This is a genomic window from Roseateles oligotrophus (genome assembly GCF_014204525.1).
In the GTDB taxonomy this organism is placed as follows: domain Bacteria; phylum Pseudomonadota; class Gammaproteobacteria; order Burkholderiales; family Burkholderiaceae_C; genus Paucibacter_A; species Paucibacter_A oligotrophus_A.
The window spans coordinates 119,526-140,167 of the sequence record NZ_JACHLP010000009.1 but is presented as its reverse complement, the minus strand read 5'-3'; the positions used below and the strand labels follow the sequence as shown (position 1 = coordinate 140,167).

Here is a 20,642-nt window from a genome sequence, read left to right as displayed (position 1 = left end):
GGTCATTGAAACAAGGCCTGACCCAGGCGCGCCGCCATGAATTTCTCCCTCGGCATCAAGCAAGCACCGAGTCTGAAATCCCGCCTCCTGTTGATCGCCCTGCTCGCCCTGGCCCTGGGCCTGCTGCCCAGCGGCCTGCTGCTGCGCGAGCTGCTGGGCCGGCTGGACCATATCGCCCGCGAGAGCCAGGGCCTGCCCGTCAACAAGCAGTGGCAGCGCTCGCTAAGCCTGCTGCATGCCCACAAGCAACTCGCCGTCGAGGCCCTGGCCAGCCGCCCCGCCGCCCGCGAGGAGCTGCCGGCCGCCGCCCTCGCCGCCCGGCAAAGCCTGCGCGACCTGGCCCGCCAAGACCCGGCCGCCCAGGCCTTGGCCGAGGCCCTGGAAGGCTTGCAGCAAGAGCTGGGCGGTGGCCAGATCGATGGCAACAAGCTGCTGAGCCGGCACCAGGCCCTGGAGAGCCAGGCCTTGCGGGCCATCAATGCCTTCAACCGCGGCCAGGGCCTGCTGCTGGACCCCGAGCCCGCCAGCCACCACGCCATCCTGGCCGGCCTGCAGACCGCACCCCAGGTGGAGGCCGCCTTGTCCGAGCTGAGCAGCATTGCGCGCGCCGCCGCCGTCGACGATGTGGCGCGCGTCAGCGCCGCCCTGGCCCGCTACCGCCTGCACGCCGAGGCCATGCAGCAGCAATTGCAGGCCGCCAAGGAGGCGGACGAGGCCCTGGGCCTGAGCCTCGGCCCCTTGCTGGCCCAGGCCGAGCAGCAACGCCGCCTGGTGGACGCCACCATGCAGGCCGCCGCCCAGGACGTGAACTACCCGCTGGAACAACTGGCCGCCGGTTTTGCCAGCGCCGCCGGCCAGCAGACCGAGCTGTCCCGCCAGGTGATGCAGGTGCTGGACCAGCGCCTGCAGGCCCGCGCCGCCGAGGCCCGCGTGCAGCGCAATCTGCTGTTGCTGCTCACCCCCTTGCTGCTGGGCCTGCTGGGCCTGGTGCTCTGGCGGGCCAGCCGGCAGCTGCTGCTGCCGGTGCAGCAGATGCTGGGCGTGGCCGAGCGCATCGCCGCCGGTGATCTGAGCCAGAGCGTGCCCGCCGGCCGGGCCGACGAGCTGGGCCGGGTGCTGGCCGCCATGGCCGAGATGCAGATCAAGCTGCGCGAGCTGGTGGGGCAGATCCACCGCGGCGCCGGCGGCATACGCCTGGCGGCGCAGGAGATCGCCGGCGGCAACCAAGACCTGGCCGACCGCACCGAGACCGCCGCCTCCCATCTGCAGCAAACCTCCTCCAGCGTGGACCTGCTGGACCGCGCCGTGCAAAGCAGCAGCCGCGCCAGCGCCGACGCCTCGACCCTGGCCCTCAGCGCCAGCGGCATGGCCGCCCAGGGCGGCGCGGTGGTGGGCCAGGTGGTGGAGACCATGAACGGCATCCAGCAGGCCTCGCGCAAGATCGGCGAGATCACCGGCCTGATCGATGGCATCGCTTTCCAGACCAATATCCTGGCCCTGAATGCCGCCGTCGAAGCGGCACGGGCGGGCGAGCAGGGCCGCGGCTTTGCCGTCGTCGCCGCCGAGGTGCGGGCCTTGGCCAGCCGCTGCAGCGCGGCGGTGAAAGACATCAAGGTCTTGATTGCCGGCAGCAGCGAGCGGGTGGAGCAGGGCTCCTCGCTGGCGGTGGACGCCGGCGCGGCCATGCAGAAAATCGTCGCCAAGGTGCAGGAGGTCACCGCGGTGATGCAGGGCATGGACCAGCAGGCCCAAGAGCAGGCCGGCCAGACCCAGGCCCTGGGCCAGGCGGTGCGCGCCATCGACGCCATGACCCAGCAGAACGCCGCCCTGGTGCAGCAGTCCGCCGCCTCGGCCGAGGCCTTGCGCAGCCAGGCCCAGGCCATGGAGGGCGCGGTGCGGGCCTTCCGGCTCTGAGCGCTCGTGCAAGCGGGGGCGCGACCTAGAATGGCCGGGTGAAGCAAACCCCAAGCCCGCGCTGCGCCCTCGACGTCAGCACCAATGCCGATCTGCACTGCCACTCGCGCGTGTCGGACGGCACTTTGCAGCCCGAAGAACTGGCCCGCCGCGCCAAGACCCAGGGCGTGGAGCTGTGGGCACTGACCGATCACGACGAAGTCGGCGGTCAGCAGCGCGCGCTGGACACGGCCCTGTCCCTGGACCTGCCCTATCTGACCGGGGTGGAGATTTCGGTCAGCTTTGCCGGCCGCGTGGTCCATATCGTGGGCCTGGGCTTTGAGCACCAGAACCCCGCCCTGATCGAAGGCCTGCGCAATACCCGTGGCGGCCGCGAGCCGCGCGCCCGCGAGATGGCGGCCGGCCTGGCCCAGGTAGGCATCAAGGGCGCATTCGAAGGCGCGCTCAAATTCGTCGGCAACCCCGAGCTGATCTCGCGCACCCACTTCGCCCGCTTTCTGGTCGAGTCCGGCCATTGCAGCGATGTGAGCGAGGTCTTCCGCCGCTACCTCACCGAGGGCAAGCCGGGTTATGTGGAGCACCGCTGGGCCAAGCTCAGTGATGCCCTGCGCTGGATCCATGAGGCCGGCGGTCAGGCGGTGATTGCCCACCCGGCCCGCTACGCCTTCACGCCCACCGAGGAATACGCCCTGATCACCGAGTTCATGGGCCATGGCGGCCGTGGCATCGAGGTCGTGACCGGCAGCCACTCCGCCGCCGAAGCCATCAAGTACACCGAGACCGCGCTGGAGTTCGATCTCTACGCCTCACGCGGCTCCGACTTCCACTCGCCCGAGGAAAGCCGGGTTGATCTGGGGCGGCTGGACGGCTTGTCGGGCCGACTCAAGCCCATCTGGGAACTGCTGCGGGACAGGATTCACTGGCCGCGGTAAGCGGGCAGCAGTGGCATGTGACCGCGCCCCTCCATTGCCCAGCCCTGTCGGCCAAACCCGATGGTCTTGCACAGCTTGGTTCGCAATCGGTAGTTTTTATCACTTCGATGTCAAGTCCCTCGAATACAGGTTTTTCAATCCAGCAAAAATGGTTAAATTGATAGAACTCATCAGGTAGATCGAGTTATTTAAAGTGCATCAATTTAATCATTTATGAAAAAAATTATCCACAACACCCTGGCGCTTTCTGCCCTCGTTCTGGCAGTCACCCATGCCTCTGCTGCCACAAATCTGGTGAAAAACGGCAGCATGAACGGCATGACCGGCAACAGCTACACCAACTACACCGCACCCACCAACTGGTCTTTCATCACACCAGGTGGTGAGCGCTGGAAGAGCTATGGCGCCACACCTTCCCCAGAAGGGGGCGATTACTTTGGCGTCATGTCACTGAAAGCATATGCCCCACGCTTCAGCGTGGGTGGACTGACACAAAGCATCAGCGGGCTGGTCGTGGGTCAGACCTATGATCTGAGCTTCTATTCCATGTCCAATCACACCAACTCGGGAGCCTGGGACCACTGGGATGTGAGCTTGGGCGACAGCGCTGCCAAGTCCGGCGTGAACACCCAGCCCGGCCTCGGCTGGAAGCTCAACAATATGCAATTCACCGCCTCCGCCACAACCCAGCAACTGAAGTTCCTCGCCGTCTTTGGTGCCGGGGCCAACCCCGAAATCCTAAACCTGGACGGCGTCAGCCTCACGGCCGCAGCCGCCGTGCCCGAGCCTTCCAGCTACGCGCTGATGCTGGGTGGTCTGATCGGCATCGGTGCCCTCATCAGCCGCCGCAAGCAACAAGGCTGATCGCAGGGCCCCGCCCGGGTTCTGCCCGGCGCCTTGCATCATTGCCAGGCGCCGGATGCACTGCAGATGCCGATCTGCCCTCCAGGGAGAACAAGATGATTGAGCAATGGGCCGACATGATCGGCAGCTTCCATCTACGCCTGATTGCCGCCTTTTTTTGGCTATTCCTGGGCGCGGCCCTGATGCTGCCCTTGGAGCGGCTGGCAACGCTGCGCAAACAGCCGGTACTGAGGGAGCACTGGCTGCAAGACCTGGGCTACTATTTTCTTGGCTGCCTGACCCCCGCGTTCTTCATGGTCTTGACCACGGCCATGGTCGTCGCAACAGGCCATGTGCTGCTGCCGCCATCCTGGTTTGCGCTGATGCGCGAGCTGCCAACGCCGGTTCGTTTGGCCGCCACCCTGGTCATTGGAGAAATCGCCTATTACTGGGCCCACCGCTGGTCCCATCACTGGCCCGACCTGTGGCGGCTGCACGCCATCCACCATAGCCCCAAGCAGCTGGACTGGTTGGTCAACACGCGCGCCCACCCCCTGGATCTGGTGTTCGCGCGCACGGTCAGCTTCACTCCACTGTTCTTTCTGGGCCTGGTGCAGTTGGACACCCAACAGGGCGTAGACATGAATCTGATCCTCTTCACGGGCCTCAATACCTTGTGGGCCTTCTTCATCCACAGCAACAGCAAGATTCGCCTGGGGCCGCTGGAGCAGCTCATCACCAGCCCCGCCTTCCACCACTGGCACCATGCCAACGACGACGCATCCGTCGTGAACAAGAACTTTGCCGCCCTGTTTCCCTGGATAGACCGGCTGTTCGGCACCCACTACCTGCCCAAGGACGCCTTCCCCAAAACCTATGGCATCGAGGATGTCCTGCCCGAGACCTTGCCGGCCCAGCTCTTCCACCCTTTCCGCCCCGGCAAAACCAGTCCGGCCGTTCGCGCAGTACAGGAATGAAGCAGCTGCCACAATAGATCCATGGCTCAAACCTTCGAAGTCCACCCCGACAACCCGCAAGCCCGCTTCCTCAAGCAGACCGCGCAGATCCTGCAGGCGGGCGGCATAGCGGCCATCCCCACCGACTCCAGCTACGCCCTGGTCTGCCGCCTGGACGACAAGTCGGCGGTGGAGAACCTGCGCCGCATCCGCGGCGTGGACGACAAACACCACCTGACCCTGCTATGCCGCGACCTCAGCGAGCTGTCCAGCTACGCGCGGGTCGACAACCGGCAATACCGCCTGCTCAAGCTGGCCACGCCCGGTCCCTTCACCTTCATCCTGGAGGCGACGAAAGAAGTGCCGCGCCGCCTCTCCCACCCCTCGCGCCGCACCCTGGGCCTGCGGGTGCCGGACCACAAGGTGACGCAGGAGCTGCTGGCCATCTTCGGCCAACCCCTGCTGGCCACCACCCTGATCCCACCGGGCGAGGACGAGCCGCTCAACGACGCGGCCGACATCTCGGCCCGCTTTGACAAGCTGCTGCAAGTCATCGTCGACGCCGGTGCCTGCGCCCTGCAGCCCACGACGGTGATCGACCTCAGCGGCGACGAGCCGGTGCTGGTGCGGCGCGGCCAGGGCGACCCAGACAAGCTGGGGCTCAGCTTCGACTGACGCTCATACGGTTTTGCATTCAAGCGTAGAACAAGGCGGCATGCCGCAGACAGTGCTGTAGCACGGCAAGGCAAACCAACGAAGTTATGCGTTTGAAGGCAAAACCGTATCAGGGCCGCAAGGCCTGACTGAGCCCTTCCTTGTCGAAACCCAGCTGGGTCTGGCCGCGCACCACCATCGTCGGCGTGCCACGCGCGCCGCGCGCCCGGTACTCGGCCATGCAGGCCGCGTCGGTTTCGATAAAGCATTCCTCGAAGGGCACGGACTCGGCCACCAGCCAGCGCCTCGCCTTCTCGCAGAACACGCAGGTGGTGGAGGAGATCATGCGGATGTCGCCGGGGCGGGCCAGCTCGCGCAAGACCTGAGCCTGGACTTGCCGATGCGAGGACTGCAGCCAATGCGTTGCCCCCATCACCAAAGCCAGGATGAGGCCCAGCGGCAGTAGCTGGCGAAGCATGGGGGGAAGCAAGGGGCGCGCAGGCATTTCGGTCTCTGATCTCACAAGGTTTCTTCGCTTGACAAGATCGATTACATCCGTAAACAATCCATCATGTTTACACGCGTAATCGAATCATGGCGATGAACAGTATCAGCGATAGCGAGGCCCAGGTGATGGAGGTGCTGTGGAACAGCAGCCCCTTGTCCACCGAAGAAATTGCCGTCGCCCTGAAGGACCAGCAGGCCTGGCAGTTGGCCACGGTCAAGACGCTCATCAACCGCCTGCTCAACAAGGGTGCGATCAGCGCCGTGGCCGAAGGCAGGCGTTACCTCTACTCCCCTGTCTTGAGGCGAGAGGACTGGGTGGGCGAGCAAAGCAGCAAGTTGCTGGACCGCTTGTTCGGTGGCCGCCTGGCACCCCTGCTTGCGCAGTTCTCGGCCCAGGGCCGGCTCAAGCCCAGCGATGTGGCCGAACTCAAACGCCTGCTTAAAGACCTGGATCATGATTGAGTCCCTCTTCACGCTCCTGCTTCGCCAAAGCCTGCTGCTCAGTCTGGGCGTCATCCTTGTGCTGGCTTTGCGCCCCTGGCTGCTGCGCCTGGCGGGCCCCGACGCCGCACGCAAAAGCTGGGCCTTGCTGCCTCTCCTGTTGCTGAGCACCTGCTTGCCGCGGCCTGCGCAGGAGCCGGTACAAGTTTTTTGGGGGAGTGCGGCGCAGGGTTCGGAGGGCATGGCAGCCGCCGTGCTGGGCCGCTTGCCGGCAAGCGCCGGCAATAGCGAACTGCTGCTGTTGAGCTTGTGGGCTGCGGGTGCAGTGCTCGTCACGGCGATGCAGTGGCGCCGGCAGCGCGCCGTCAATCAACAGCTGATCTGGCCCAAGCCAGGCTCGCGGGCCCGCGCCAGCAAGCTTGCCCGCCTCCCGGCAGGCGCCAGCCCAGCGCTGATCGGCGTTTGGCCCGGCCGCATCGCCCTGCCCCAGGACTTCGAGCAGCGTTTTACGCCGGCCGAGCGCCGCCTCATCCTGGCCCATGAGCTGCAACACCAACGCCGGTGCGACAACGCCTGGAACCTGCTGGCCTGCCTGCTCTGCTGCCTGCACTGGTTCAACCCCTTGGCCTGGCTGGCCTGGCGGCGCCTGCGACACGATCAAGAACTGGCCTGCGATGCCGCGGTGCTGCAGCGCCGTCCAACCCAGCGTGCGGCCTATGCCAAGGCCTTGCTGGCCGCCCAGGGCTTGCGGCCCATGCTGGCCCCCGGCAGTTGCTCCTGGATGCTTCCCACCACCCACCCTTTGATTGAAAGGATTGCCATGTTGAAAACCCACGCCCCCCACTCAGCGCTGCGGCGGCACGCAAGCCAGGGCTTGCTCGGCCTTCTGCTGCTCAGCGGCCTGGGCGGCGCCTATCTGGCGCAGGCGGAACCAGCGCCAGACAAGCAGCTGGTGGAACTGAAGCTGACGATGAGCTTCAACGGAGAGAAAGTCGCGCAACCACGCCTGATCACAGCACTGAACGTGCCCGCCACGGTCGAGTGGGATCAGGGTGACGCGAACGGTGCTTGGCGCATCGTGACAACCGTGACGCAAGAACCCTCAGGCGACTTGCGCATTCACAGCCGCTTCAGTGACGGCCGCCCTTTGCAAGCCCATACGGGCTGGCACACCCAGATTGGAGCGGCGGGTCAGCTGATGCAGATGCAAGTGACTTCCGCAGCCCAGGGCCCTGCACTGGCCTTGGAGCGGGTGGTCAATCTGATTCCCGCCTCCGCCCTCAAACCGCAGCCGTGACCACGATCTCCACCTTCCACTCCGGCCGGGCCAGCTTGGCCTCGACGGTGGCGCGGGGTGGCGTGTGGCCGGGGACGACCCAGGCATCCCAGGCGGCGTTCATGCCGGGGAAATCGGCCAGGTCGGCAATGAAGATCTGGGCGCGCAGGATCTTGGTTTTGTCTGAGCCGGCACGGGCCAGCAAGGCGTCGATGGCGGCCAGCACCTGGGCCGTCTGGCCCTGGATGTCCTGGCTGGCATCCTCGGGGATTTGCCCGGCCAGATAGACCACGCCGTTGTAGACGGCCATCTCGGACATGCGAGCGCCGACGTCGAAGCGCTGAATTGAAGAGTTAGCAGACATTTCAGGAACCTTTCTTTTTGGAATGGTGGTGCGAATGGCCGGCAGGCTTGGGGCCCTGGCCATGCGGATGTTTCTTGCTGCTGCCGGCCGGCGCCGCGGCGGCGGCTTTTTGGCCTATCTTGCTCTCGGTGCCGTTCAACAGCTTCTTGATATTGGCCTCGTGGCGCCACACCAGCAGCAAGGCCATCAGCAGCAGCACGCCGACGATGGGGCCGGTACCCCAGATCAGCATCTCGTAGAAGGGCGCGAAGCAGGCGGCGGTCAGGGCGGCCAGCGAGGAGTAGCGCGAGAAGTAGGCAATGATCAGCCAGGTGGCCAGCGTGGCCAGGCCCAGCAAGGGGTTGAGCGCCAGGATCACGCCGGCCGCCGTGGCCACGCCCTTGCCGCCCTCGAAGCGGAAGAACAGCGGCCACAGATGGCCGAGAAAAGCGCCCAGGCCGACCAGGGCCGCCGTGCCCTCGCCCAGGCCCCAGCGGGCACCAAACAAGCCCACCAGCAGCACCGGCACATAGCCCTTGAGTGCGTCGAACACCAGGGTCAGGATGGCCGCGGCCTTATTGCCCGAGCGCAGCACATTGGTGGCGCCGGGGTTGCCCGAGCCATAGCTGCGCGGGTCCGACAAGCCCATGGCCCGGCTGACGATGACGGCAAAGGAGAGCGAGCCGATGAGGTAGCCGCCCAGCGCGGCCAAGAGAGGAAATAAGGTGTCTTGCATGGGGCGCTATTCTGCACTGGCGCAATGCACGGGCCGGGCCGCCAGCAGATCGAGCAGCAATTTCGGCGGGATGCCGACCAGGAAACCACGCCGCCCGCCATTGATGCAGATGCGCGGCAGCTCCAGAATCGAGGCCTCCACAAACACCGGCATGGTCTTGCGCGTGCCAAAGGGCGAGGTGCCGCCGACCATGTAGCCGCTGTGGCGCTGCGCCACCTCAGGTCTACAGGGCTCGACTTTTTTGCTTGGGATTTGCCGCGCCAGCTCCTTCAGGCTGACCTGGCGGTCGCCATGCATCAGCACGATCAGGGGCTGGGCCTTTTCGTCCTGCATCACCAGGGTCTTGACCACCTCGTGCTCGGCCACCCCCAGCTGGCGCGAGGACTCCGCCGTGCCGCCATGCTCCACATAGTCGTACACATGCTCGGTAAAGGCGATCTTGTGCTGGCGCAGCAACTGGGTGGCCGGGGTCTCGCTGACGTGAACGGTTTTCTTGCTCATGGCGAATATTTTCTCAGACTGAGGTCAGAATCCAGGCCACACATCACCATCAAAGCCATGAGCGTCCAATCTCCCAAACCCGAACTGACCCGCAATCTGCTGGCCCTGCTGAGCGTGGCCTTGCTGCTCTTCATGTCCTTGTGGGTGATGCGCCCCTTTCTCGGCCCGCTGATCTGGGCCACGATGGTGGTGGTGTCCACCTGGCCCATGATGCGCGCGGTGCAGGCGCGGCTGTGGGGCCGGCGCGGCCTGGCCACCTCGGTGATGGTGCTGGTCCTGCTGCTGCTCTTGTTCGTGCCGCTCAGCGTGGCCCTGAGCACGGTGGTCACCCATGCCGACAGCGTCGTCACCCTGTTCAACTCGCTCAGCGAGGCCAAGCTGCCCGAGCCGCCGCAATGGCTGCTGGGCCTGCCCCTGGTGGGCGAGACGCTGGGCGGCCTGTGGCACCGGGTGGCGGTGGACGGCGTCGGCCCCATCGTCGGCATGATCAAGCCCTATTTCGGCAGCTCGCTGAAGTGGGTGGCCTCGCAGGCCGGCAATCTGGGCCTGATCGGCATGCAGTTCATGATGACGGTGGCGATCGCGGCCATCCTCTACCTCTACGGTGAAAGCGCGGCACGCGGCGTGCGCGGCTTTGCCCTGCGCCTGGCGGGCACCCAGGGCGATCAAGTCATCACCCTGGCGGGCCAAGCCATACGCGGCGTGGCCCTGGGCCTGGTGGTGACGGCCATGGTGCAGTCCGCCCTGGGCGGCCTGGGCCTGCTGCTGGTGGGCGTGCCTTTTGCGGGCCTCTTGACGGCCGTGATGTTCATGGCCTGCCTGGCCCAGATCGGCGTGGTGCTGGTGCTGGGCCCGGCCGTGGCCTGGTTGTACTGGTCGGGCGAGCCGACCTGGGGCACGGTGCTGCTGGTCATCACCACGCTGATCACCTTGCTGGACAACGTCCTGCGCCCCTGGCTGATCAAGAAAGGCGCCGACCTGCCCCTGCTGCTGATCTTTGCCGGCGTCATCGGCGGCCTGCTGGCTTTTGGCCTGGTGGGCCTCTTCATCGGCCCGGTGGTGCTGGCCGTGACCTACACCCTGACCCTGGCCTGGATTGGGGATCAGATGCCGAAAGAAGGCCAGGCCGAAGCCAAGCAATCTTGACCCGGCCTATTTGACCGTCGCCCCCCTGACCTCAAAGCCCAGCTGCTGCAAGACCCGACCCCGCCCGTCCAGCAAGCGCAAACGGTGCTTGCCGGGCCAGGGGGACCAGAACACTTGCGTGCCCTGGCCCAGGGTCTTGCCGTTGAGCTCCCAACGCCCGGCCTGGCCCGAGAAGCGCAGGCGCTGGGCCTGGGGCGGGATGTCGGGGTCCAGAGCGAAGATGCTGCCATCGCGCGGGCTGGCAATGCCTTGCTGGGTCTGGCCCTGCATCTGAGCGCTGGCCCGCATCTGCGCCTGCTCGGTGCCGGCCATGAACCACTCCTCGCGCGCCGCCTCGCGCTGGGCCTCAAAGCTCACCGGCTGTTTCACAAGGCCCACCGGCGGCTTGGGCGCGATGGAGGGCCGACCCTCGTGCAGATAGCGCATCAGCCTGGCCCAGACGGGCGCCGCGCCGCTGATGCCGCTGACCCCATGCATGGGCGCGCCGCTGGCATTGCCCACCCACACGCCCACCGTGTAGCGCGAGCTATAGCCCAGGCACCAGTTGTCGCGCATATCCTTGCTGGTGCCGGTCTTGACGGCCGCATAGCTGCGCGTCGCCAGCGGGCTGTCCAGGCCGAAGCTGAGAGCGCGGGCATTGTTGTCGGCCAGCATATCGCTGACGATGAAGCTGGCCGCCGGGTCCAGCACTTGGCGAGCCGGTGCGGCGTTAGTGCTTGCCGCCTCGCTGTACAAGCCAGCGCGCGCCAGCGTCCGATAGGCATTGCTGAGCGCCAGCAGGCTCACATCTGGGCTGCCCAGGGCCAGGGAGAGGCCGTAAAAGCCGGCACTCTCGCGCAGGTCCAGGCCCAGGGCATTGAGGCGGGCAAAGACCGGGTCCACCCCCAGCATGGCGGCGAGCTTGACGGCCGGCACATTGAGGCTGTTGCCCAGGGCCGCGCGGGCCGAGACATAACCCCGAAAGCTCTTGTCATAGTTCTGCGGCAGATAGAGGCCGGCGGGCGTGGCGATCTGGGCCGGCGAGTCGTCCAGCAGGCTGGCCGGGGTGATGATTTTTTTCTCCAGCGCCAGCTGGTAGATAAAGGGCTTGAGGGTGGAGCCCGGCTGGCGCCGCGCCAGCACCCCGTCCACCTGGGCAGCAAGGGAGAAGGCCTCGCCGCTGCTGCCCACCCAGGCCAGCACGGCGCCGCTGGCGTTGTCCAGCACCAGCACCGCGCCGTCCTCCACATTGCGGCCCGAGAGCTCGGCCAGCTGCTGTTTCAGGCTTTGCAAGGCCAGGCGCTGCAGGCCGGCGTCCAGCGTGCTGCGCTGGCGCGACGGCCCCTCGGCGCTCAACTCGCGGCGGGCGTAGTGGGGCGCCAGCTGCGGACCCAGCACCGGGCTGGCGCGGCGGGCCAGCAAGGCCTCGATCTGGCCACGCAGCGGCGCGCAGTTCCAGGCGGGGCCGCCCTGCCCCATCTCGGGCATTTGCAAGAGCGCGCAAGCCCGCTGGGCCAGCAAGACCGGGCCGGCATTGGGCGCGCGCACCATGGCCGCGACCAGGGCGGCCTCCTGCGCCGTCAAGCCCGCCGGGCTTTTGGCGAACAGGGTCTGGGCCAGGGCGTTGACGCCCACCAGCTCGCCGCGCAGCGGCACGCTATTGAGGTAGGCCTCCAGGATCTGCGCCTTGCTCCAGCGCTGCTCCAGGCGTGTGGCCAGCAAGGCCTGGCCGATCTTCTGCGTCAGGCTGCGGCCACCGGCCGGGCGGGCCAGGCCCTCGTCGATCAGGCCGGCCAGCTGCATGGTAAGGGTGGAGGCGCCGCGTGTGCGGCTGTTCCACAGATTGGCCCAGGCCGAGCGCGCGACCGCACTCCAGTCCACCCCGCTGTGCTCGTAAAAGCGCCGGTCCTCGCCCAGCAGCAAGGCCTGCAAAAGCGCGGGCGACATCTGCTCCAGGGCCAACCAGTCCAGGCTGCGGCGCTGCAGGTCCAGGCGCAGGGTCTGCAAGGCCTCGCCGCGTCGGTCCAGCAGGGTGAAGTCCGAGACTCGGTGGGCGGCCTTCACGGACTGAAAGCTGGGTTGGGCCTGGGCGCTAACGCTGAAAAACAGCAGCGCGATCACCCACGCTCTCAAGGCAGGACCTCCATCTGCTGCTGCGGCAAGACGCCGAAGCTGTCCGGCGCATACATGGCCTCGGCCCGAGTGCCGGGCAGCTGGAAACGGCCGGCATTGTTGAGGCGAATGGTGTACTCGATCTGGTGCTTGCCGCGCGGCAGATACTCGAAGTAGCCGCGCCAGGCTTCGAAGGCACGCTCCTCGTAGCTGGGCCAAACCGTGTTCCTGCTGGCCTTGTCGGCATCGTTCTCGGCCACCAAGGAACTCTGCCCGCCCAGGCCCGAGCCCAGCACGGCCGCACCGGTGGGCAAGGGGTCGGACAAAACCACCCAAGTCATATCGCTGGCGGCTTCCAGCTCCAGGCGCACCCGGATCACATCGCCACGGCTCCATTTGCCGGCCTGCTTCTGCTCCAGCGCCTGCAGCGTGCGGGTGATGCGGTAGCCCGAGTAAAGCGGCGACTTCAGCGGCACGGCAGCCAAGGATTGCAGCGTCACCCAGGGCTTGCCCGCGCCTTCCTGAGTCAGCTCGAGTTTGCCGTTTGCGGCCGCAGGCCAGGGCAGCAAGAACTGACCCCCGGCCGGTTTGACGGCCCAATCAAACTTCTGCGTCTGGCTCCCGAGGCTGGCGACGGTCTGGCCGGCGACCGCCGTCTTTTCAAACCGCGCGCTGAACTTGTCCAGCGCCAGCACGCCCCAGAGATTGGCCGTGGTGGTGGACCAGGCGCCCTGGCGCTGGCGGCCGAGCAGGCCCGTCAGCAGGCGCGGCAGCTCCTGCGCCCAGGCCGGCTCGTCGACCAGGGCCAGGATCAGGCGCGCGGCATTGGCGTCGGCGCTGTCCATCAACCACCACCAGGCATCGCCCTCCTCGTTGCTGAACTTGAGCGTCGTGCCGGCGTAAGTGAGGCGGCTGCGCAGCAGGTTCTGGGCCTCGGCCAGGCGCTTGTCGCGCTCGGGCGCGGTCTTCAGGCGCTGGTGGATCTGCAGCCAGTCCAGCACCGCGGCCGTGGGCCAGGTGGGCAAGGCCTTGGCGTCCACCGTGCTCAGCAAGGCGGGCGAGGCCCGACCGTAGCGCGACAAGGCTTCCAAGGCATTCAGGCGGCGCACCTCGCCGTCCAACTGGCCGGGCTTGGGCGTCCAGAAGGCCCGAACCAAACGCCCTTCCACATAGGCTTGCAAGCCGTCCAGCATGCGCTGACGCGCGGCCGCGGGGATCTCACGGCCCGCCTCCTGGGCGGCGGCCAGCAGATAGGCGGTCAGGCGCTCGCTGCCGCTGGCGCCAGCCTCGGCGCGCGGCGGGAAGTAATGCGCCAGGCCCTCGGCATCCAGATAGCCCGGCAGCTTGGCCATCACCGCCTGCCACTGCGCCTCGTCATGCAGGCCCAGGGCCTTGGAGCTCTGCTGCTCCAGGCAGCTGTAGGGATAGGTCTCGAAGAAGCGGCGCGGGCCGGGCAGCTCGCCGCCCAAGCGCGGCAGCAGGCTGATGTTGACGCCGCCCTGCTTGGGGCCACTGACTGGCAAGGCATCGGCGGGCGGGGCCAGGGCCAGGCTCAGCTTGCCGTCCAGCTGGTTCAGCGAGGCCTGCAAGACCTGCAAGGGCACGGCCGGCACGACGCGCTGGCTGAGCTTGACGCGGTCTTGGGCATTGCTGCCCCCCAGCTCTTGGGCCGCCAGCTCCCAATCGATGCGCTGGGCGCCCTCGGGCACCGTCACGGGCCATTGCAGCTCCTGCGCCGCACCGGCGGCCAGGCTCAGCTCCTGCGGGGCCAGCTTCAGGGGCTCGCTGCTTCCTGGCACCTGGCCTTGCAGCGTGGCGCGCAGCTTCATCGCCCGCGTGGTGCTGTTGCGCACCGTCACCATGGCCTGGAAGCGGTCGCCCTCGCGCGCCAGCGGCGGCAGGCCGGACAAGACTTGCAAGTCCTGCGTCACCCGCAGCGTGGTCTGGCCGCTGCCGAATTTCTGCGCCCCGGCATCGGCCACGGCGACCAGGCGGAAGCTGGTCAGCGAATCATTCAGCGGCACCTCGACCACGGCCTCGCCCCGGGCGTCCAGCTTGACCACGGCCCGCCAGAGCAGCAAGGTGTCAAACAGCTCGCGGGTGGCCGCATGGCCGCCGCCACCGCCGGCCGCCACGGCCTTGCGACCATAGTGACGGCGGCCGATGATTTCGCTCTGCGCCGAGGCGGTTTCCACGCCCCAGCTGCGCGGCTGGATCAGGGCCGAGAGCAGGTCCCAGGAATCGTTGGGGCCCAGCTGCAGCAGGCCTTCGTCCACCGCCGCGAAAGCCACTTCCGCGTCCTGCAGTGGCCGGCCGTTCTGCTCGACCTTGATACGGGCCTGCACTTTCTGGCGGATGCTGTACTGAACCTTATCAGTGCTCACCGTCACCTGCAGCTGATGCTCGGCCAGGCCGACCTGCAGAGGGGCCACGCCCAGCTTGAAGGAGGGCTTGGCCAGATCGACCAGGGCCGTCGGCGCCGGCGTGTTGCGCGACTCGCGCCAGGCCTGCCACCAGTTGATGGGCGCCTTCCAGCCCCAGCTGAAAAAGCTGTACCAGGGCACTTCATGGATGCGGCCGCGCAGGGCCAGCACACTGACAAAAACATTAGGCGCCCAGGCCTTGTCAATCTTGAGCTCGATGGTCGGGTCGTCACCGCGCAGGGTGACAAGGCGCGTTTCGATCACGCCCTCGCGCTCGATGGCGACCAGGGCCGTGGCCTCGCGATAAGGCATGCGCACCTGCAGCCTGGCCGTTTCGCCGGGCTCGTAACGCTTTTTCTCGGGCAGCACGTCGATGCGATCGTCGTTGTCTTGCGCAAACCAGAGCTCGCCCTGGCGGGTCAGCCAGGCGGTGGTGGCGGCCTGCACGGCACGACCATCGGCGTCCTTGGCTTGAACGATCAGCTCCACCTCGCCCGCAGCGTCCAGCTCGGACTCGCAGTGGAGCAGGCCGTGCGCATCGCTCGTGCCGCTGCACAGGGCGCCCAGGTCCTTGCGCTCCACATGGTTGTCGTAGGCATAGAAGCCACCCACCATGCGCTTGCGGCTGCTGAGGGTCTGGTTCAGGCGGGCACGCACCTCCAGGCGCTGGCCGGCTTGTGGTTTACCGGCCGTGTCCAGGGCCAGGGCACTGAACTTGATCTTGCCGCGATTGCTGCCCCAGCTGCCTGCCCTCAAGCCCAGCACCAGCTTGGCGGGCCAGAGATTGAAGCTCTGCGAGGCGGTCTTGGTCTCGCCATTCGGGTCGGCAAAGCTGATCTGCGCCTGCAGCTCGCTGGGCTGATCGATCTTGGGCAGCGTCTTCAGCAAGACCTCGGCCGCGCCGTTGCGGTCGGTCAGCGTGGCCAGCTTGTCGGCCACCAGCTTGCTGTCACGCGGGCGGCTGGCCTCGGCCTCATCCTCCTCCATGGGCTCCCTGGCCGACCGGCTGGCCTTGCCGTCGTCGCTGGCCGGGGGCGAGAAATTGAACTCCTCATAACCCGCAAACTGCACGGTTCGAGACCGCAGCACGGCCGAGAGCTTGAGCGGCGCCGCCGCCACCCCGCCGCCGGAGAGGTAGTTGAGCTGGGCGCTCAGGCGCAGCTCAGCAGGCGCGATGGGCAAGGTCTTGGGGCCGCTCAGGCGTGCGTCGATCAGGGGCAGGCGGAACTCCTCGACACGGAAACTGCCGCTATGCCAGGCCTGCCGGCCAGACTTGGCGGCGCCACGCTCCAGCGTGATGCTGTAGCTGCCTAGCTTGGCATTGGCCGGAATCTGCCACTGCGTCGCGCTGCTGCGCGGGCTGGGCCAGCTGAGAGGCAAGACGATTTGCTGGCCGCTGCCCTCGTGCGTGAGCGTGACTTGATCGGGCAGCTGGGCCGCGGTGGCCAGGGCCAGGCCCTGGCTGTTTTCCAGCCGGAAGAAGTGCTTCATCGAGACGGTCTCACCGGCCCGCAAGAGGCTGCGATCCAGCACCGTGTGGGCCCGCACATCGGGCTCGCGCTGGCTGGAGGTCGGCTGATTGAAGCGCCAGGACTCGATGCCCTTGTTCCAGTTGCTGAACACAAAAGCCATATCGGTCTGGCCTTGCGCGTCGGCCTTGCGGGCCGTCACGAAGAGGCCGTATTCGGCCTCGCAGCGCTCCTTGCCATTGCGACCTTTCTTCAAGCTCAATTCATCCAGGCTCTCGCTGATGCGGGCCAGGCCCTGGCCATCGGTGCGGCCGGCCCACAGGCGCTTGCCGCGGCAGTCGTTCACCGCCACCTCGGCGTCGGCCACCGGCTTGCCCTTGTCCAGGCTGGTGACCCAGACCAGGCTGTTCTCCCGGCCCAGCTTGAAGTGCAGGCCCAGATTGGTGACCAGCACCCCGGTGCGCACATACATGGGCGCGGCCTTGTCCAGCAGCGATTGGCCCAGGCGGCGCGAGCTCAGCTCCACCACGTGGTAGCCGGGTTGGGCCAGGGGCAGGCCTATCACCTCGAAGGGCCGGGCTTCACCCGCCTTGCCGTCGACCGGGGCCGGCAGGGCCAGGGTCTCGGTGCCCGCTTCGCGCTGCAGCAAGGAGGCCTCGCGGCTGTGCACATAGCGCGGCACCTTGCGATCGACCGGGTTGCCACGAGCATCCTGGCCGGGCACGATTTCCTCCCATTCCGAGGCCGGCAGGCCCAACTCACGGGCCGGCAGCACGGACTCGTGATAACGCTTGAGCTTGGCGTACCAGGCCAGCACCTCGGCATCGCTTTGCAGCCGCTTGATGCGGATCTCGCCGGGCGAGGCCTTGTTCGGCCCGGCCGCCCAGTCGCTCTGCACATGGCGCATGGTGATGGGCAGGATGGCGGGGCCCTTGGCCTCGCGTTCCAGAATGCCAAAAGGCGCGGCCGCAAACTTGGCCAGCGGGGGCGCGCTAGCGGTCTGCACCTTCAGGGCCGTGAAGCTGTCGGCATTGCTCAGCGGCCGGCCGCTGCGGTCTTTGAGCCCTTTGGGCAGGACGATGCTGAACTCGGCATTCTCGGCGAACGGGCCTTGGAAGCTAGCCTCGCTGAGTTCGGCTTCCTTATTGTCTTTGTCTAGGCTTGGCGCGATGGCCGCGCCACGCTTGGGCTGCAGTTTGAGCTGCAGGGCCAGCTCGCGCGGCACCGGCTCGCTGAAGAGCACACGCAGAGGCCGGATCGGCAGACAGGGCGTGTTGGCCCGCTCGCGCTCGCACGTGAACTCGGCGCTGAAGGGGCGGCGCACCTGGAACTCGAAGCGCTGCACGCCCGTCTCGGCCTTGCTGGCGCCCTTGCCTCCTTGTTCGGCATGCTGCCATTTGATTTGCACATGGGCGTCCGGCGGCAGCGGGCGCTGGCAGCTGAGCAGGACGGCGCGGGCGGCTTGTGCTGCGCCGATCCCCTCGGACTTCAGCACCGCCTCCAGGACCGGGCCCTTGACCCGCTTGACCGGCTGGCGCTCGCCCAGGCCCTCGACCTCGCACCAGGCCCGCTGGGCCAGGTCCGCATCGCTGACCACGCCGTTGAACTGCAGCAGGAAGTGCTGGTCCTCCTCGATCTGGCTGCCCTCCCAGGGATGGGTTCGCACGACCAGGGCCGGGCCGCTGCGCAGGGAAAATTCACGCGCGCCGCTGAGCGTCACACCGGCCAGGGGCTTGAAGTCCTCGCTGAGCTTGAGCGTGCAGCGGCTCTGCGCGGCCAGGGGTTCACGCAGATCGAACAACCACTCGCGCTCGCTGGCCCAGCGCCCATCGCCGGCCACGGGCTTGGCTTGGCCCGCACAGCGCAACTCGCCCGGGGCGGCCAGGCGCGGATCGCCGGCCGGCACCACGGCCTCGGAGAAAACCAGGCGCAGCTGGCGCAAGTCGCTGACCTGGCCCGAGGGCGTCATCGCCACCATTGCCGCCACGGCGGCTTGCCCGGGCCAAACACCGGCCAGCAGGCCCAGGAGCGCGGCCGCCCAGACCCGGCCGACCTTGACTTGCGGCAGAACTTTCTTCAAACGCTGGCTCATCGGCCCTCCCACGCGGTAGATTTGGGCGGAAGTCTAGGCCCATTCCACGGCATTCCCTGGCCTGGGCGCGCAGGCTTTGAGGCTCGAAATATCCGCATCCAGCGCCCGGCGGGCAGGTCCCCCCGCTTGACCTAAACTTTGCTCTCGCCATATGCGCTGAATAGCGGGCATGAGCGCCCTGCCCGCCATCGCCAGCCTCAGCTCCTCGCCGCCACCACCACGCCTCCACCATGCCCCAGCCCCAAGCCCTCCATGACTGAGCGACTGCCCCTGCTGCAGCGCGTGGTTCGCAGCTTCGAGACCCTCAAGTTCCAGGTCGGCTTGGCCGGTCTGCTGCTGCTCCTGATTGGCATGAGCGCCTCGGTGCTGGTGCTGATCCACAAGGCCCAATCCGCCACCCTGTCCGAGCGCCAGCACGCCGAGGTCAGCGAGGCCGTGCGCACCGCTTCCCTGCTGGCTCATCGGATGGTGCAACACCAGCGCGCACTGACCGCGCTGGCCAAGGATGTGCAGCCCGCGACCCTGCACCCCGAGGAGTTGAGCAAGTTCCTGCAGACCCATCTGCGCCTGCAGACCAATTTCAGCAGCTTCTTCATGGTGGATACGGGCGGCAATCTGCTGGGCACGGTGGACAAAACCGGCTTCCGCCGGCCCGAGGTCAATGTGCAGGACCGCGACTACTTCACCAAGGCCCTGCGCCTGGGCCAGCCCCAGGTGTCGGCGCCGCTGATCAGCCGGGTCAGCAAGGAGCCCGTCGTCATCCTGGCCCAGCCACTGATGGAACAAGGCCGCGTCTGGGCGGTGATGGGCGCCGTGCTGCGCCTGCAAAGCCAGAACCTGCTGGAAGGCGTGGCCGAAAGCGTGGGCGGTGAGGACGGCGTGCTGGTGGTGGTGAGCGACGCCAAGGGCTTGATCCTGGCCCATCCCGATAGCAAGCTGGTGGGCAGCTCCATCCGCCTGGAGCCGCGTTTGCGGAATGGCTTTGAGGCCTGGCAGCAAGCCGGCCAGCCGCTGGAGCCGGCCGGTCTGCACCTGCGCGACGCGAAGGAACTGCTGGGTGCGGCCGGTGTGCCGGCGCAGGACTGGATGGTCTGGCGCGCCCGCGAAACCCGCGCCGTGCTGGCGCCGCTGGCCGCGGCCCAGCACCAGGCGGTGATCTGGACGCTCTCGATCGCCGCCGTGCTGGCCACCGTCTTGACGGCCCTGATCTGGTGGCTGCTGCAGCCCTTGAGCCAGTTACGTCAGCGCGCCAGCCACTTGTTCGACGGCGCCATCGATGTGAATCAGGACTGGCCCCACAGCCGTGGCGAGGTGGCCCAGCTGCAGCAAGTCTTGCAGCGGGTGGCGCGCGAGCGGGCCAATTTCGAGGCCAGCAATGCCTTCATCCTGGGGCGGCTGCAGTCGGTGATGGAGGCCGCGCCGATAGGCATCGCCTTCAGCCGGCGGCGCCGCTTCGAGCTGGTCAGTGTGGCGTTTTGCAAGCTGTTCGGCCACACGGCCGAGCAGTTGCTGGGCCAACCCACCCGCCTGATCTACGCGTTCGAGGGTGATTTCGATGCGCTCAGCCCCCAGGTGCGCGAGGCCTTCGAGGCCGGCCGCCACTACCAGGGCGACTGGCAGATGCTGCGTGCCGACGGCAGCACCTTCTGGGGCCGTCTGTCGGGCCAACCCGTAGATCCGCAAGACCATGATGCCGGCGCGATCTGGACGGTCAGCGACATCTCCGAGGAGGTCAGCTCCCGCCTGGCCCTGGAATGGTCGGCCAAGCACGACAACCTGACCGGCCTGGCCAATCGGCGCGAATTCATGCAGCGCCTGGAAACCGTCTACGCCATGCGTTCGCGGGCCAAGCCGGCCGCCTTGATCGCCTTTGATCTGGACCGCTTCAAGGAGATCAACGACAGCCAGGGCCATGCCGCAGGCGACGCCATGCTCAAGGCCGTGGCCGATGTGGCGGCGGCAGCCATCCGCGCCGGCGATTTGCTGGCGCGCCTGGGCGGCGATGAATTCGCCGTGCTGCTGGAGCGCTGCCACGGCGACGGCGCCGAGCGCGTGGCCCACGATTTGCTCCAGGCCATCCAGACCCTGAGCATGGAGTGGCAGGGCCAGCGACTGAGCGTAGGCGCCAGCGTCGGGGTGGCTGCGTTGAGCGAAGACATGGGCAGCGCGGCGGACTGGTTGATGCGCGCCGATCTGGCCAGTTATGCCGCAAAAAGAGCCGGGCGCGGCACGGTTCGCAACAGCCAGACGCCGGCGGAGCACGGCAGGGAATCTTCCGAAAAACATCAGTAACTCTCAGCAACTCTGTTGTTTTTCAT

Annotated in this window: 15 protein-coding genes; 9 read left to right on the top strand and 6 right to left on the bottom strand. The window is 67.2% G+C overall.

The features are described 5' to 3' along the window. Positions 1-36 precede the first annotated feature (36 nt). The 5 genes from HNP55_RS19965 (at position 37) to HNP55_RS19945 (ending at position 5,320) form a co-directional block, all read left to right on the top strand. Positions 37-1,914 (top strand): methyl-accepting chemotaxis protein, encoded by a 1,878-nt coding sequence (locus HNP55_RS19965; RefSeq protein WP_184303495.1) that lies wholly within the window; start codon positions 37-39, stop codon positions 1,912-1,914. Positions 1,915-1,952: 38 nt separating this feature from the next. After that, a complete protein-coding gene (locus HNP55_RS19960) occupies positions 1,953-2,846 on the top strand; it encodes a 3',5'-nucleoside bisphosphate phosphatase (protein WP_184303493.1) in 894 nt (297 codons plus the stop codon). A gap of 213 nt (positions 2,847-3,059) precedes the next feature. Next, the gene (locus HNP55_RS19955; protein ID WP_184303490.1) at positions 3,060-3,710 is read left to right on the top strand and encodes a PEP-CTERM sorting domain-containing protein; all 651 of its coding nucleotides are present in this window, start codon (positions 3,060-3,062) and stop codon (positions 3,708-3,710) included. Positions 3,711-3,805: 95 nt separating this feature from the next. Continuing rightward, a complete protein-coding gene (locus HNP55_RS19950; protein ID WP_184303488.1) occupies positions 3,806-4,666 on the top strand; it encodes a sterol desaturase family protein in 861 nt (286 codons plus the stop codon). Positions 4,667-4,687: 21 nt separating this feature from the next. Beyond that, entirely contained in the window at positions 4,688-5,320 is a 633-nt protein-coding gene (locus tag HNP55_RS19945; protein ID WP_184303486.1) for an L-threonylcarbamoyladenylate synthase, read from the top strand. A gap of 109 nt (positions 5,321-5,429) precedes the next feature. Here HNP55_RS19945 and HNP55_RS19940 read toward each other — a convergent pair whose 3' ends face one another. Then, the gene (locus HNP55_RS19940) at positions 5,430-5,777 is read right to left on the bottom strand and encodes a glutaredoxin family protein (protein WP_184303484.1); all 348 of its coding nucleotides are present in this window, start codon (positions 5,775-5,777) and stop codon (positions 5,430-5,432) included. Between the two features lie 116 nt (positions 5,778-5,893). Between HNP55_RS19940 and HNP55_RS19935 the strand changes: the two genes are divergently transcribed. Further along, positions 5,894-6,268 (top strand): BlaI/MecI/CopY family transcriptional regulator, encoded by a 375-nt coding sequence (locus HNP55_RS19935; protein WP_221439698.1) that lies wholly within the window; start codon positions 5,894-5,896, stop codon positions 6,266-6,268. Next, positions 6,261-7,544: a M56 family metallopeptidase gene (locus HNP55_RS19930; RefSeq protein WP_184303482.1), complete on the top strand. Its 1,284-nt coding sequence runs from the start codon at positions 6,261-6,263 to the stop codon at positions 7,542-7,544. Before HNP55_RS19935 ends, HNP55_RS19930 begins: the two co-directional genes overlap by 8 nt. Here HNP55_RS19930 and HNP55_RS19925 read toward each other — a convergent pair. Genes HNP55_RS19925 through ybaK form a run of 3 tightly spaced genes read right to left on the bottom strand, consistent with a single transcriptional unit; the run spans position 7,528 to position 9,103 of the window. After that, positions 7,528-7,887 carry a RidA family protein gene (locus HNP55_RS19925; protein WP_184303480.1) on the bottom strand — a complete coding sequence of 120 codons (360 nt, stop codon included), beginning with the start codon at positions 7,885-7,887 and terminating at the stop codon, positions 7,528-7,530. The two genes, HNP55_RS19930 and HNP55_RS19925, sit on opposite strands and share 17 nt — an antisense overlap. Before the next feature lies 1 nt (position 7,888). Further along, on the bottom strand, positions 7,889-8,602 hold the full coding sequence (gene plsY / locus HNP55_RS19920) for a glycerol-3-phosphate 1-O-acyltransferase PlsY (RefSeq protein WP_184303478.1): 714 nt from the start codon (positions 8,600-8,602) through the stop codon (positions 7,889-7,891). Positions 8,603-8,608: 6 nt separating this feature from the next. Further along, positions 8,609-9,103 (bottom strand): Cys-tRNA(Pro) deacylase, encoded by a 495-nt coding sequence (ybaK, locus tag HNP55_RS19915; protein ID WP_184303476.1) that lies wholly within the window; start codon positions 9,101-9,103, stop codon positions 8,609-8,611. Between the two features lie 57 nt (positions 9,104-9,160). Between ybaK and ydiK the strand changes: the two genes are divergently transcribed. After that, positions 9,161-10,249 (top strand): AI-2E family transporter YdiK, encoded by a 1,089-nt coding sequence (gene ydiK / locus HNP55_RS19910; RefSeq protein ID WP_184303474.1) that lies wholly within the window; start codon positions 9,161-9,163, stop codon positions 10,247-10,249. A gap of 6 nt (positions 10,250-10,255) precedes the next feature. On the opposite strand, the gene pbpC is transcribed toward ydiK, so the two are convergent. Both pbpC and HNP55_RS19900 read right to left on the bottom strand, forming a co-directional pair. Beyond that, positions 10,256-12,361, bottom strand: a complete 2,106-nt coding sequence (gene pbpC / locus HNP55_RS19905) for a penicillin-binding protein 1C (RefSeq protein ID WP_221439697.1) — start codon at positions 12,359-12,361, stop codon at positions 10,256-10,258. After that, positions 12,358-18,324 (bottom strand): alpha-2-macroglobulin family protein, encoded by a 5,967-nt coding sequence (locus HNP55_RS19900; RefSeq protein WP_184303472.1) that lies wholly within the window; start codon positions 18,322-18,324, stop codon positions 12,358-12,360. The genes pbpC and HNP55_RS19900 overlap by 4 nt, the downstream gene beginning before the upstream one ends. A 252-nt stretch (positions 18,325-18,576) precedes the next feature. On the opposite strand from HNP55_RS19900, the gene HNP55_RS19895 reads away from it, so the two are divergent. Beyond that, positions 18,577-20,616, top strand: coding sequence for a diguanylate cyclase (locus tag HNP55_RS19895; protein ID WP_184303470.1), 2,040 nt, complete (start codon positions 18,577-18,579; stop codon positions 20,614-20,616). The last annotated feature ends 26 nt before the right edge of the window (positions 20,617-20,642 follow it).

Bases quoted from the DNA above. Each gene is read 5' to 3' on its own strand.
- HNP55_RS19965 (WP_184303495.1), top strand. From the start codon at position 37: ATGAATTTCTCCCTCGGCATCAAGCAAGCACCGAGTCTGAAATCCCGC.
- HNP55_RS19955 (WP_184303490.1), top strand. From the start codon at position 3,060: ATGAAAAAAATTATCCACAACACCCTGGCGCTTTCTGCCCTCGTTCTG.
- HNP55_RS19950 (WP_184303488.1), top strand. From the start codon at position 3,806: ATGATTGAGCAATGGGCCGACATGATCGGCAGCTTCCATCTACGCCTG.
- HNP55_RS19945 (WP_184303486.1), top strand. From the start codon at position 4,688: ATGGCTCAAACCTTCGAAGTCCACCCCGACAACCCGCAAGCCCGCTTC.
- HNP55_RS19940 (WP_184303484.1), bottom strand. From the start codon at position 5,777: ATGCTTCGCCAGCTACTGCCGCTGGGCCTCATCCTGGCTTTGGTGATG.
- HNP55_RS19935 (WP_221439698.1), top strand. From the start codon at position 5,894: ATGGCGATGAACAGTATCAGCGATAGCGAGGCCCAGGTGATGGAGGTG.
- HNP55_RS19930 (WP_184303482.1), top strand. From the start codon at position 6,261: ATGATTGAGTCCCTCTTCACGCTCCTGCTTCGCCAAAGCCTGCTGCTC.
- HNP55_RS19925 (WP_184303480.1), bottom strand. From the start codon at position 7,887: ATGTCTGCTAACTCTTCAATTCAGCGCTTCGACGTCGGCGCTCGCATG.
- plsY (WP_184303478.1), bottom strand. From the start codon at position 8,602: ATGCAAGACACCTTATTTCCTCTCTTGGCCGCGCTGGGCGGCTACCTC.
- ybaK (WP_184303476.1), bottom strand. From the start codon at position 9,103: ATGAGCAAGAAAACCGTTCACGTCAGCGAGACCCCGGCCACCCAGTTG.
- ydiK (WP_184303474.1), top strand. From the start codon at position 9,161: ATGAGCGTCCAATCTCCCAAACCCGAACTGACCCGCAATCTGCTGGCC.
- HNP55_RS19900 (WP_184303472.1), bottom strand. From the start codon at position 18,324: ATGAGCCAGCGTTTGAAGAAAGTTCTGCCGCAAGTCAAGGTCGGCCGG.
- HNP55_RS19895 (WP_184303470.1), top strand. From the start codon at position 18,577: ATGACTGAGCGACTGCCCCTGCTGCAGCGCGTGGTTCGCAGCTTCGAG.